Genomic DNA, 12,685 nt, shown 5'->3' with positions numbered 1-12,685 from the left:
TTGACGCCAGCGTGCTTTTCCGTCATTTTTACATCTAGACGTCTAAACGTATAGCAGTTCACAACACAACATATAACGACAAAAGATTGATGAGGTAAGGTATGAGCTTTTTTCACGCCAACCAGCGGGAAGCCCTGAATCAGAGCCTGGCGGAAGTACAGGGTCAGATTAACGTTTCGTTTGAGTTTTTCCCGCCGCGCACCAGTGAAATGGAGCAAACCCTGTGGAACTCCATCGATCGCCTGAGCAGCCTGAAGCCGAAGTTTGTTTCAGTCACCTACGGTGCAAACTCTGGTGAGCGCGACCGTACGCACAGCATTATTAAAGGCATTAAGGATCGCACTGGTCTTGAAGCAGCTCCGCACCTGACCTGTATTGATGCTACCCGCGATGAGCTGCGCACCATTGCTCAGGACTACTGGAATAACGGTATTCGTCATATTGTTGCTCTGCGCGGTGACTTGCCGCCGGGAAGCGGTAAACCGGATATGTATGCCTCTGACCTGGTGACTCTGCTGAAAGACGTTGCGGACTTTGATATCTCCGTTGCGGCTTATCCGGAAGTACACCCAGAAGCGAAGAGCGCTCAGGCCGATTTGCTGAACCTGAAGCGTAAGGTTGATGCTGGTGCAAACCGCGCCATTACTCAGTTTTTCTTCGATGTGGAAAGCTATCTGCGCTTTCGCGATCGCTGCGTGTCTGCGGGAATCGATGTGGAAATTATTCCGGGTATCCTGCCAGTCTCCAACTTTAAACAGGCGAAAAAATTTGCCGATATGACCAATGTTCGTATCCCCTCCTGGATGTCGACCATGTTTGATGGTCTGGATGACGATGCGGAAACCCGCAAGCTGGTAGGTGCAAACATCGCCATGGACATGGTGAAAATCCTCAGTCGCGAAGGGGTGAAAGATTTTCACTTCTATACTCTAAATCGCGCCGAGATGAGCTACGCAATTTGTCACACGCTGGGAGTAAGACCAGCATAATTAGTGCCTCAGCCCTCTTCGGAGGGTTTTTTATTGATCATTTTGATCTACATCTCTGTAACTTTAAATATAAAAGGAATGAGCTATCGAATCTGTGGGTTTTTTCGACTATATCTTATCTCTGGTGGTGTATATCGTAGTCAGAACACTGTAAAGGGAGCATATAGATGAGCATGTCCGACGATAGCCAAAACGCATCAACTGCCGGTAAGTGTCCTTTTCATCAGGGCGGGCCGGATCACAGCGCGGGTGCAGGAAGAAATAACCGCGACTGGTGGCCTAATCAACTCCGCGTTGATCTTTTAAACCAACATTCCAATCGTTCGAACCCGCTGGGTGAGAACTTCGACTACCGCAAAGAATTTAGCAAACTTGATTACTCTGCCCTGAAAGGGGATCTCAGAGCCCTTCTGTCCGAATCTCAACCGTGGTGGCCTGCTGACTGGGGCTCTTATGCCGGTTTGTTTATCCGCATGGCATGGCACGGTGCTGGGACCTATCGTTCCATCGATGGACGCGGTGGCGCGGGTCGCGGACAGCAGCGTTTTGCACCACTGAACTCCTGGCCAGACAACGTCAGCCTGGATAAAGCGCGTCGTCTGCTGTGGCCAATCAAGCAGAAATATGGCCAGAAAATTTCCTGGGCCGACCTGTTTATCCTTGCGGGTAACGTGGCGCTGGAAAACTCAGGCTTCCGCACTTTCGGCTTCGGTGCCGGTCGTGAAGACGTCTGGGAACCGGATCTCGACGTAAACTGGGGTGATGAAAAAGCCTGGTTGACCCACCGTCATCCGGAAGAACTGGCAAAAGCGCCGCTGGGCGCAACCGAAATGGGTCTTATCTATGTGAACCCGGAAGGGCCGGACCATAGCGGCGAACCGCTTTCTGCGGCAGCGGCTATTCGCGCGACCTTCGGTAACATGGGTATGAACGACGAAGAAACCGTAGCGCTGATTGGCGGCGGTCATACGTTGGGCAAAACTCACGGTGCAGCGCCGGCTTCGCACGTAGGCGCCGATCCAGAATCCGCACCAATTGAAGCGCAGGGCCTGGGCTGGGCCAGCAGCTACGGCAGCGGCGCGGGTGCAGACGCAATTACTTCCGGTCTGGAAGTGGTCTGGACGCAGACGCCGACCCAATGGAGCAACTATTTCTTCGAGAACCTGTTCAAATATGAATGGGTGCAAACTCGCAGTCCGGCAGGCGCTATTCAGTTTGAAGCGGTTGACGCACCGGAAATTATCCCCGATCCGTTCGATCCGTCGAAAAAACGTAAGCCAACAATGTTGGTTACCGACTTGACGCTGCGTTTCGATCCGGAGTTCGAGAAGATTTCCCGCCGTTTCCTGAACGATCCGCAGGCGTTTAACGAAGCGTTTGCCCGCGCATGGTTTAAGCTGACGCACCGTGATATGGGGCCAAAAGCGCGTTACATCGGACCGGAAGTGCCAAAAGAAGATCTGATTTGGCAAGACCCGCTGCCGCATGCGTTCTTTAACCCAAGCGAAGAAGATATCCTGAAACTGAAGGCGACCATTGCTGCTTCCGGGTTGTCCGTGGGCGAGCTGGTGTCAGTGGCGTGGGCTTCTGCATCAACGTTCCGCGGTGGGGATAAACGTGGCGGCGCTAACGGTGCGCGTCTGGCGCTGGACCCACAGCGTGGCTGGGATGTGAATGCTACCGCGGCACGCGTACTGCCTGTGCTGGAAGGCATTTATAAGTCAGCCCATACCGCTTCGTTAGCCGATATTATCGTGCTGGCCGGTGTTGTTGGTATAGAGCAGGCGGCTAGCGCTGCGGGTGTCAGCATTAAAGTACCTTTTGCGCCGGGCCGCGTGGATGCGCGTCAGGACCAAACGGATATTGAGATGTTTGAACTGCTTGAGCCGATCGCCGATGGCTTCCGTAACTACCGCTCCCGTCCTGACGTATCGACCACCGAGTCGTTGCTGATTGATAAAGCGCAGCAGCTGACGCTGACCGCACCGGAAATGACCGTGCTGGTGGGCGGTATGCGCGTACTGGGCACCAACTTCGACGGCAGCCAGCATGGCGTCTTTACCGATCGTCCTGGCGTGCTCAGCACTGACTTCTTCGTCAATCTGCTGGATATGCGCCATGAGTGGAAGGCGGTTGATGAGTCAAAAGAGCTGTTCGAAGGTCGTGACCGTCTGAGCGGTGAAGTAAAATACACGGCAACCCGCGCCGATCTGGTGTTCGGTTCTAACTCCGTACTGCGCGCAGTGGCTGAAGTTTATGCCTGCAGCGATGCTCACGAGAAGTTCGTGAGAGATTTCGTTGCCGCATGGGTGAAAGTGATGAACCTGGATCGTTTCGATCTGCTGTAACAGATAATGCCGGATGTCGCTTGTGCGTATCCGGCATAGTATGAATAAGAAAATCCCCGCGATTGCGGGGATTTTCTATTGGCAGGTTATTCCCACTCTTGCAGGTAACGTTGACCGTACTGGTCAGCCACCAGCAGGGCGGCATACACCTGGTCCGGAGTTGCGCCGCCAGGCATGTTGTGGATGGTTTCGCCTTCTGCACAGGCTGCCTCAGCCACAATGCGCATTTTCGCCGGGATATCCTGTTTGATGTCCAGTTGCGCCAGGGTAATCGGCAGGCCAACGGAATGACACAGCGCGGCAACGGTTTCAATTTCATCAACTGGCGCGTTTTCCAGCACCAGCTGCGTTAGCGTACCGAAAGCCACTTTCTCGCCGTGGTAGTAGTGATGCGCATCCGGGATTGCGGTCAGACCGTTATGAATGGCGTGAGCAGCTGCCAGACCACCGCTTTCAAAACCGACACCGCTCAGATAGGTGTTGGCTTCAATAACGCGCTCCAGTGCTGGTGTAACCACGTGCTGCTCGGCTGCCAGCATCGCTTTTTCACCTTCTTCGATTAGCGTATTAAAGCACAGCTCTGCCAGCGCCAGCGCCGCCTGAGTACACTGACCGCCCGCCATGGTGGTTGCGCCGCTGCGTGAACAAGCACGCGCTTCGAACCAGGTTGCCAGCGCATCGCCAATACCCGCAGATAACAGACGCGCCGGTGCACCCGCAACAATTTTGGTATCCACAATGACCCTGTCCGGATTGTTGGGCAGCAGCAGATAGCGATCGAATTCACCGGCATCGGTGTAAATGACGGACAGCGCGCTGCACGGCGCATCGGTAGAGGCGATGGTTGGGGCAATGGCGACAGGCACGCCCATAAAGTGTGCCAGCGCTTTGGCGGTATCCAGCGTTTTACCGCCGCCAATACCAAGTACTGCGCCACACTGCGCTTTTTCCGCTACGCCGCGCAGACGGTCGATTTCGTTTTGTGAACATTCGCCGCCAAACGGTGCAATTTCCAGCGCCAGTCCGGCATCCTGAAAGCTTTTTTCCAGTGCGCTCTGGGCAAAGCCTAAGACAAACTTGTCCCCAACGACCAGCCAGCGTTCTGCCAGTGGTTTGAGGTAGCTGCCAAGACGGGTAATAACATCGGCACCCTGGATGTACTTACCAGGTGATTGAATAATGCGATCCATACTTTATTTCCCTCACAGGTTGATGTGACCAAATGCGTTGTTCCAGTCCTGCTCAAACTTCTCTATTGCTGACTCTACCGCAGGGGTATTGAGCATTTGTTGCGCTACGTCTAATGGCAGGGTGATAGCTTCACATCCTGCCAGTAAGCAATCCAGCGCCTGACGCGGGGTTTTAAAGCTGGCTGCCAGTACCATGCTGTTTGGCGCATGCAGCTCCAGTAACGTTTGCAGTTCTTGTACTGTGCGAATCCCGTCGCCGCCCTGTGCGTCGATACGGTTAACGTAAGGCGCGATATATTTGGCTCCTGCCAGCGCAGCCAGTAGCCCCTGAGAAGCACTGTAAACGGCGGTTCCCAGCGTGGTGATACCCTCTTTTTTCAGCATCTTAATCGCGGCCAGACCTTCGGATGTCACCGGGATTTTCACTACCAGACCGGGCACTGCATTGCTCAGGCGTTTGGCTTCTTCCACCATGCCCTGCGCCTCGCGGCTCATGGTTTGGGCAAACAAAATACCCTCTTCGCCGATGGCGTTTTGCAGGCGTGGCAGTACATCCCAGATAGATTCTTTGCTTGCCGCCACAATGCTTGGGTTGGTGGTGACTCCCGCGATAGGAAAGATGCGTGCCAGACGTTCAACTTCCGCGACGTTGGCGGTATCAAGGTAAAGTTCCATACAAAAACATCCTCTTTAAAGTTCAAGTTCATGTTGCAACAGGCTGGCGATAGCGTCGGCTGAGGCGGCACTAACCAGCGCGTTACGGAATTCTTCATGCATAATGCGGCGCGCCAGACGCGAGAAAATACGCATATGCTGATCGCCAGCGGCATGTTTGTTGAGCGTCAGCATAATAATGAACTGTGCATCATCATCACCCCAACGTACCGGCGCTTGCAGGCGCGCTACGCTGATGGTGGACTGCTCAATATGTTCGGATTTGCTGTGTGGAATGGCGAAGCTAAAACCTAATCCGGTAGAGAAGACGGCTTCGCGCGCCCACAGGTCTGCTTCCAGTTTACGTGGATAGCGGCAACGGCCTGCCAGCAGGAGGTTGTCGGTCATCCCTTTGATGACCTCTTCTTTACTGCGCCAGTCGCTGTCCAGTGTGATGCATTCGGCGGTAACCAGAGGCGTATCCTGTTGGGTCATGCGGAACTGAGCCAGCAGATGTTCGACCTCCAGCGAGGTTCGACAAGCCATCGCTTGATTCAGCAATTGACGGCAGGCACGGCTGTCGAGTTGCGCCATCCGCGCTTTGGCGGCGGGAATGGAGGGAGCGCTCATACTGATTTCGTCCAGACCCAGTCCCACCAGCAATGGCAGCACCGAACCTTTGGCACCCAGTTCGCCACACAGGCCAATCCATTTCCCCTGCCGATGTACTGCCTGCACGGCGTAATCCAGTGCGCGCAGGAAGGCCGGATTCAGGCTGTTGTAGTGGCGGGTAACTTTGGCGTTGTCGCGGTCGACTGCCAGCAGGTATTGCGTCAGGTCATTGCTACCAATACTAAAGAAATCAATCTCTTCACAGCATTGGTCAATGATGAACATCACAGACGGAACCTCCAGCATAATACCGAGCTGGATCTTCTCATCAAACGGAATGTGTTCACTTCGCAGTTGCTGCTTGGCTTCTGCCAGTTTCTCTTTGACCCACAGGATCTCTTCCATCGAGGAGATCATTGGGATCATGATTTTCAGGCTACCGTGCGCTGAGGCGCGCAGGATCGATCGTAGTTGCGTGGTAAACAACGTGGCATATTCTTCATAAATACGCACCGCGCGATAACCGAGAAACGGGTTGGCCTCAGCAGGAATATTAAGATAATCAACGGGTTTATCACCGCCGATATCCATGGTGCGTACAATAATGCTGCGTCCCTTTGCGGGTTCCAGCGCCTGGCAGAAAATGTTGTATAGCTCGTTCTCATCCGGGGCGCAGGTACGGTCCATATACAGCATTTCCGTACGGAACAGGCCAACCGCTTCCGCACCGTTACTAAAAGCTGCTTGTGCTTCGACGGAGTGGGCGATGTTGGCGGCGGCTTCCATACGGATGCCATCAGCCGTGCGTGCCTCCTGGGTCAGCCAGATACGTTGCTGTTCCCGAATGGCATCCTGGATACGGGCTTCTTGCTGATAATAACGTACGATGGATTCATCAGGGGCAACGACGACTGCTCCTGCGTTACCATCGATATAAACCGTTTGCTGTAGCCATGGCATCAAAGATTCAATATCTACGCCAACCAGCGTAGGGATGTTGAATGACCGGGCGAGAATCACCGTGTGTGACGTAGTACCACCGCTTTTTAACAGCAAGCCTTTCAGCAATGTTTTGTCCAGTTCGAGGAACTGGCTCGGTGTTAGCTCATCCGCCATGCAAACCGTAGGCTGGGTCAGTTTTCCCGGTGCAGGGAAGCGCTGTTCCCCATAAATTTGCTGCAGAAGCTGGAAGCAAACATCGCGTACATCCAGTGCACGCTCCTGTAAATAACTGCTGCTTGAACGGGCGAATTCATCACAAAAATGTCCGGCACTTTCGACAACCGCCTGGGCGCAGCTTAACCCGCGTGATACGCCGGCGAGCAGGTGCTGGCGCAGTGAGAGGTCGCTTGCCAGCGAGCGGTGTGCTTCCAGAATCGCACTGGTAGCGCCGTCGCTGTCGAGTAATCGAAACTCAATATTTTTCATCAACAGCGTTAAACCGTTATCCAGTGCCGCTTGCTCGGTTTCAATATCTTGAGCGGATGGAAGGTTACTGAGCGCGTTAAGATCCAGCGAAGAAAGCAGACTCAGAACGCCCCCTGCGCTGCCGCTGCAGACGGTGCGAGCGCGGAAAAGCTGTGGATTTAAATGGGTGAGCGATGCCGGAAGTGGCTCCAGCTCGTTGTTTTTGGCTTCCGCTAGCGGTGCATCGCAGTGCGGAAATTCATTTCGTAACCATTGGCTCAGATGCTGGTGGGCTGCCTGTTCATCTGTACCGGAAATCAGCAACTGGCAGCTATCACCCGCCAGAGTATCGGTGCCAATCAACGATAGTGCGCTCTTAGCGTTGCCCTTACGTTCGGTACGCAGGTTGTGCCACTCAATGTGTGAGGTAAAGGTGTTGCACTGCGTTTCTATGTGGCTTGCCGGGCGTGCATGTACGCCATTGGGTAGCTCACAGGTAAATTCCACAATCAGGGCCATAGCCTCATCTCCCATAACGATTTCTCGCTACAGGATAAAAGGGCAACGCCTGAGCCTGCCATGTGACAAATCTGCCAAAAACTGGATAAATGTAATGTAACTATCAAAGTGAGACATCCCTCACAAGTCAGCGTATCCACTATAAATTCTGAGAAACTGCAAGTTATGAGGCGGATCGCATTTTTGTACTGACATTACAAAAGTCCAGCAAATGGCCTTTTTATCCACTGTTTGCGTCGCGTCAGATTGCCTATTGTTTTCCGCAACAAGTTTATGGATATGGGCTTTAGGCAGCCCGGGAGCGACTTATGAAAGAGTTGGTACAAATCCTGAAAAATACTCGTCAGCACCTGATGACCGGTGTTTCGCATATGATCCCCTTCGTAGTAGCGGGCGGTATTTTGCTGGCTGTCTCCGTCATGCTGTATGGCAAAGGCGCGGTACCGGATGCTGCGACCGATCCTAATCTTAAAAAGCTGTTTGATATTGGCGTCGCCGGGTTGACTTTGATGGTGCCATTTCTTGCTGCTTATATCGGCTATTCCATCGCTGAACGTTCTGCTCTGGCCCCTTGTGCGATTGGCGCATGGGTGGGAAACAGCTTCGGTGCAGGTTTCTTTGGCGCATTAATTGCTGGGATTATTGGCGGTATCGTTGTCCATTATCTGAAGAAGATCCCCGTACATAAGGTGTTGCGTTCGGTAATGCCTATCTTCGTTATTCCCATCGTCGGCACTTTTATCACCGCAGGCATCATGATGTGGGGGCTGGGGGAGCCTGTTGGCGCGTTAACCACTAGCCTGACCGAGTGGCTGCAGGGTATGCAGCAGGGCAGCATTGTGCTGCTGGCGGTAATTATGGGACTGATGTTGGCCTTCGATATGGGAGGGCCAATTAACAAAGTTGCCTACGCCTTCATGCTGATTTGCGTGGCGCAGGGGGTTTATACCGTCGTGGCAATCGCCGCAGTAGGGATCTGCGTGCCGCCGCTGGGTTTAGGTTTGGCGACGTTGATTGGTCGTAAGAATTTCTCTTCTGAAGAACGCGAAGCCGGTAAAGCTGCGCTGGTAATGGGCTGCGTTGGCGTAACGGAAGGCGCGATTCCGTTTGCTGCAGCCGATCCGCTGCGTGTCATTCCATCGATTATGGTGGGTTCCGCCTGTGGCACGGTAACCGCCGCCCTGTTTGGTGCGCAGTGTTATGCCGGCTGGGGCGGGCTGATTGTTCTGCCTGTAGTGGAAGGAAAACTGGGTTATATCGCGGCGGTTGCCGTTGGTGCTGTAGTGACCGCCGTGTGCGTTAACGTACTGAAAAGTCTGGCGCGGAAAAAAGTGTCTCAGGTCGATCAGAAAGAAGATGACCTAGATTTAGATTTTGAAATGAATTAAGTGAGGAATGAGTCATGACCAAGATTATCGCAGTAACCGCATGTCCTTCTGGCGTTGCCCACACCTATATGGCAGCCGAAGCGCTGGAAAGCGCCGCTAAAGCTAAAGGTTGGCAAGTAAAGGTTGAGACTCAGGGTTCGATCGGTCTGGAAAACGAACTGACCGCGGCGGATGTGGCGGAAGCCGACATGGTCATTCTGACCAAGGACATTGGTATTAAATTTGAAGAACGTTTTGCGGGCAAAACTATCGTTCGCGTCAACATCAGCGATGCAGTGAAACGTGCCGACGCCATCATGAACAAGATTGGCGCGCATCTGGCGCAAACCGCTTAACCGTTTGTTTGCCGGATGGCGGCTTCGCCTTATCCGGCCTACAGATGCGTAGGCCTGATAAGCGTAGCGCCATCAGGCAACTATTTCCGCAGGAGTTCCTCATGACGAACCGTATCCAACGTTTAAAAAACGCTCTGTTTCAGAACAACCGTGAAATTTCGCTTGAACGTGCGCTGTTATATACCGCCAGCCACCAGCAGACGGAGGGAGAGCCGGTTATTCTGCGTCGGGCGAAAGCCACCGCATATATTCTTGAGCACGTTGAGATTTCGATTCGTGATGAGGAACTGATTGCCGGAAACCGTACTGTTAAACCGCGTGCGGGCATTATGTCACCGGAAATGGATCCTTACTGGCTGCTTAAAGAGTTGGAGCAGTTTCCAACCCGTCCGCAGGACCGTTTTGACATCAGCGAAGAGGATAAACATCTCTATCGCGATGTGCTGTATCCGTACTGGGAAAAGCGGTCGATGAAAGATTTCATCAACGGTCAGATGACCGATGAGGTTAAAGCTGCCGTCAGTACCCAGATTTTTAGCATTAACCAGACTGACAAAGGTCAGGGACATATCATTATTGATTATCCACGCCTGTTGAATCATGGGCTTGGCGAACTGGTAGCGCAGATGCGAGCGCATTGTCTGCAGCAGCCGGAGAATCACTTTTATCAGGCTGCGCTGCTGCTGCTTGAGGCTTCGCAAAACCATATTCTGCGTTACGCTATGCTGGCAGAGAAGATGGCGGAAAGCTGCCCGGATGCGCAGCGACGCCAGGAATTACTGACGATTGCTGAAAACTCTCGGCATAACGCTCAAAGCAAGCCGCAAACTTTCTGGCAGGCATGTCAGCTGTTCTGGTACATGAACATTATTTTGCAATATGAATCCAACGCCAGTTCTCTTTCACTCGGACGCTTCGACCAGTATATGCTGCCGTTTTATCAGGCCTCGCTGACCCAGGGGGAAGACCCAGCATTCTTACAAGAGATCCTCGAATCCCTGTGGGTGAAATGTAATGACATCGTACTGCTGCGTTCCACCAGCAGTGCGCGCTACTTCGCTGGCTTCCCAACAGGCTACACCGCGCTACTGGGGGGATTGACGGAGAATGGTCGTAGTGCGGTAAATGTATTGTCTTTCCTCTGTCTTGATGCGTATCAGAACGTACAGCTACCACAACCAAACCTCGGTGTGCGCACGAATGCGTTGATCGATACACCGTTCCTGATGAAAACAGCACAGACCATTCGTCTTGGTACCGGCATCCCGCAAATCTTTAACGATGAAGTGGTGGTGCCCGCGTTTCTGAATCGCGGTGTTTCGCTGGAAGATGCGCGGGATTACGCGGTAGTAGGCTGTGTCGAGCTGTCTATTCCAGGCAGAACATACGGTTTGCACGATATCGCTATGTTTAATCTGCTGAAAGTGATGGAAATTTGTCTGCATGAGAACGAAGGCAACCGTACTCTGACGTACGACGATCTCCTGGCGCATATTCGTGCCAAAATCAGCCACTACATCACGTTGATGGTGGAGGGCAGTAATATCTGCGATATCGGTCACCGCGACTGGGCGCCGGTGCCGCTGCTCTCCTCGTTTATTAGCGACTGTCTGGATAAAGGGTGCGATATTACCGACGGCGGTGCGCGTTATAACTTCTCCGGCGTACAGGGGATCGGTATTGCAAACCTGAGCGATTCGCTGCATGCGCTCAATGGGCTGGTATTCGAACAACAGCGCTTATCTTTTGATGAACTTTTGTCGGTGCTAAAAGATAACTTTGCTACCCCGGAAGGCGAGAAAGTTCGCGCCAGGCTGATCAATCGCTTCGAAAAATACGGCAACGATATCGATGATGTAGATAACATTAGCGCCGAACTGCTACGTCATTACTGCAAAGAGGTAGAGAAATACCAGAATCCGCGCGGCGGGCAATTTACGCCGGGTTCGTATACCGTCTCTGCACACGTGCCGCTGGGTTCGGTCGTTGGGGCAACACCGGATGGCCGCTTAGCCGGGGAGCAACTGGCAGATGGGGGGCTGTCGCCGATGCTGGGACAGGATATGCAAGGACCGACGGCGGTATTGAAGTCGGTCAGCAAGCTGGATAACACACTGCTTTCCAATGGGACGTTGCTGAACGTGAAGTTTACGCCAGCCACACTGGAAGGTGAGGCCGGTTTACGCAAGCTGGCGGATTTTCTGCGGGCATTTACCCAGCTCAAACTCCAGCATATCCAGTTTAACGTGGTGAATGCCGACACATTGCGCGAAGCGCAGCAGCGCCCGCAGGATTTCACCGGGCTGGTGGTGCGCGTGGCGGGTTACAGCGCCTTCTTTGTCGAGTTGTCGAAGGAGATCCAGGATGACATTATTCGCCGCACCGCGCATCAACTGTGAGGTAATTGACCCACGAGGCGAGGAAGTCGCGCGTATATTCAACATTCAGCGTTACTCACTGAATGATGGGCAGGGTATTCGTACGGTCGTCTTTTTTAAAGGCTGTCCGCATACCTGCCCTTGGTGTGCTAACCCGGAATCACTCTCGCCACGTATTGAAACGGTACGGCGGGAGAGTAAATGTCTGCACTGTACACCCTGTCTGCGTGATGCCGACGAGTGTCCCTCTGGGGCATTTGAACGTATTGGTCGTGATATCACGTTGGACGATCTGGAACGTGAAGTGATGAAAGATGATATTTTCTTTCGCTCTTCTGGTGGGGGGGTAACGCTTTCCGGCGGTGAAGTGCTGATGCAAGCGCCCTTTGCCACACGGTTCCTGCAACGTCTGCGGCGCTGGGATGTGCGCTGTGCAATTGAAACGGCTGGCGATGCGCCGGCCGGTCGCTTGTTATCGCTGGCAAAAGAGTGTGATGAGGTGTTGTTCGACCTCAAAATAATGGATGGAGATCTGGCTCGTGAGGTCATCAACATGAACCTACCGCGTGTACTGGCGAATTTACGGCTATTGGTGGAGGAAGGGGTTAATGTCATACTTCGCCTGCCGCTGATTCCGGGCTTTACGATGAATTCAGATAACACGCAGCATGTGTTGACGATGTTGTCATCACTAGGCATAAAACAGGTACACCTGCTACCGTTTCATCAATATGGCGAGCCCAAATACAGCCTGCTCGGTTTGCCCTGGTTGATGAAAGAAGTGCCCGTACCGACAGCGCAAGAGGTGGATATTATACGTAAGATGGCAGAATGCGCCGGATTTCAGGTAACAGTAGGAGGATAG

Annotated in this window: 9 protein-coding genes; 6 read left to right on the top strand and 3 right to left on the bottom strand. The window is 53.2% G+C overall.

The genetic code is table 11. The features are described from left to right. Positions 1 to 101: 101 nt before the first annotated feature. Both metF and katG read left to right on the top strand, forming a co-directional pair. Complete coding sequence (gene metF / locus OGY08_RS01120; RefSeq protein ID WP_008787045.1) at positions 102 to 989, top strand: methylenetetrahydrofolate reductase; 888 nt, start codon at positions 102 to 104, stop codon at positions 987 to 989. Between the two features lie 167 nt (positions 990 to 1,156). Beyond that, positions 1,157 to 3,337 carry a catalase/peroxidase HPI gene (katG, locus tag OGY08_RS01115; RefSeq protein ID WP_057068732.1) on the top strand — a complete coding sequence of 727 codons (2,181 nt, stop codon included), beginning with the start codon at positions 1,157 to 1,159 and terminating at the stop codon, positions 3,335 to 3,337. Between the two features lie 86 nt (positions 3,338 to 3,423). Here the strand turns inward: katG and gldA are convergent, their stop codons facing one another. From gldA to ptsP, 3 genes are read right to left on the bottom strand one after another with little or no spacing between them, the layout of a single operon-like run. Continuing rightward, positions 3,424 to 4,527 carry a bifunctional L-1,2-propanediol dehydrogenase/glycerol dehydrogenase gene (gene gldA, locus OGY08_RS01110; RefSeq protein ID WP_057068734.1) on the bottom strand — a complete coding sequence of 368 codons (1,104 nt, stop codon included), beginning with the start codon at positions 4,525 to 4,527 and terminating at the stop codon, positions 3,424 to 3,426. Positions 4,528 to 4,539: 12 nt separating this feature from the next. Then, positions 4,540 to 5,202 carry a fructose-6-phosphate aldolase gene (gene fsa, locus OGY08_RS01105; protein WP_020996106.1) on the bottom strand — a complete coding sequence of 221 codons (663 nt, stop codon included), beginning with the start codon at positions 5,200 to 5,202 and terminating at the stop codon, positions 4,540 to 4,542. A gap of 15 nt (positions 5,203 to 5,217) precedes the next feature. Then, positions 5,218 to 7,719: a phosphoenolpyruvate--protein phosphotransferase gene (gene ptsP, locus OGY08_RS01100; protein ID WP_057068747.1), complete on the bottom strand. Its 2,502-nt coding sequence runs from the start codon at positions 7,717 to 7,719 to the stop codon at positions 5,218 to 5,220. 308 nt (positions 7,720 to 8,027) lie between these two features. On the opposite strand from ptsP, the gene OGY08_RS01095 reads away from it, so the two are divergent. From OGY08_RS01095 to OGY08_RS01080, 4 genes are all read left to right on the top strand, one after another. Next, complete coding sequence (locus OGY08_RS01095; protein ID WP_003825153.1) at positions 8,028 to 9,107, top strand: PTS fructose transporter subunit EIIC; 1,080 nt, start codon at positions 8,028 to 8,030, stop codon at positions 9,105 to 9,107. Positions 9,108 to 9,121: 14 nt separating this feature from the next. Then, a complete protein-coding gene (locus OGY08_RS01090; RefSeq protein ID WP_003825151.1) occupies positions 9,122 to 9,442 on the top strand; it encodes a PTS fructose-like transporter subunit IIB in 321 nt (106 codons plus the stop codon). Between the two features lie 101 nt (positions 9,443 to 9,543). Next, positions 9,544 to 11,841 (top strand): formate C-acetyltransferase, encoded by a 2,298-nt coding sequence (locus tag OGY08_RS01085; protein WP_125363039.1) that lies wholly within the window; start codon positions 9,544 to 9,546, stop codon positions 11,839 to 11,841. Beyond that, positions 11,807 to 12,685, top strand: a complete 879-nt coding sequence (locus OGY08_RS01080; protein ID WP_057068737.1) for a [formate-C-acetyltransferase]-activating enzyme — start codon at positions 11,807 to 11,809, stop codon at positions 12,683 to 12,685. The genes OGY08_RS01085 and OGY08_RS01080 overlap by 35 nt, the downstream gene beginning before the upstream one ends.

The sequence above is a fragment of the Citrobacter sp. Cpo069 genome (assembly GCF_030332785.1).
GTDB lineage: Bacteria > Pseudomonadota > Gammaproteobacteria > Enterobacterales > Enterobacteriaceae > Citrobacter > Citrobacter portucalensis.
Note: the sequence above shows the minus strand (reverse complement) of the source record. Positions and strands in the feature narration are given on the sequence as shown.

Coding starts and splice junctions, on each gene's coding strand:
- gldA (WP_057068734.1), bottom strand. CDS start 4,527: ATGGATCGCATTATTCAATCACCTGGTAAGTACATCCAGGGTGCCGAT.
- katG (WP_057068732.1), top strand. CDS start 1,157: ATGAGCATGTCCGACGATAGCCAAAACGCATCAACTGCCGGTAAGTGT.
- metF (WP_008787045.1), top strand. CDS start 102: ATGAGCTTTTTTCACGCCAACCAGCGGGAAGCCCTGAATCAGAGCCTG.
- ptsP (WP_057068747.1), bottom strand. CDS start 7,719: ATGGCCCTGATTGTGGAATTTACCTGTGAGCTACCCAATGGCGTACAT.
- fsa (WP_020996106.1), bottom strand. CDS start 5,202: ATGGAACTTTACCTTGATACCGCCAACGTCGCGGAAGTTGAACGTCTG.
- OGY08_RS01090 (WP_003825151.1), top strand. CDS start 9,122: ATGACCAAGATTATCGCAGTAACCGCATGTCCTTCTGGCGTTGCCCAC.
- OGY08_RS01080 (WP_057068737.1), top strand. CDS start 11,807: ATGACATTATTCGCCGCACCGCGCATCAACTGTGAGGTAATTGACCCA.
- OGY08_RS01085 (WP_125363039.1), top strand. CDS start 9,544: ATGACGAACCGTATCCAACGTTTAAAAAACGCTCTGTTTCAGAACAAC.
- OGY08_RS01095 (WP_003825153.1), top strand. CDS start 8,028: ATGAAAGAGTTGGTACAAATCCTGAAAAATACTCGTCAGCACCTGATG.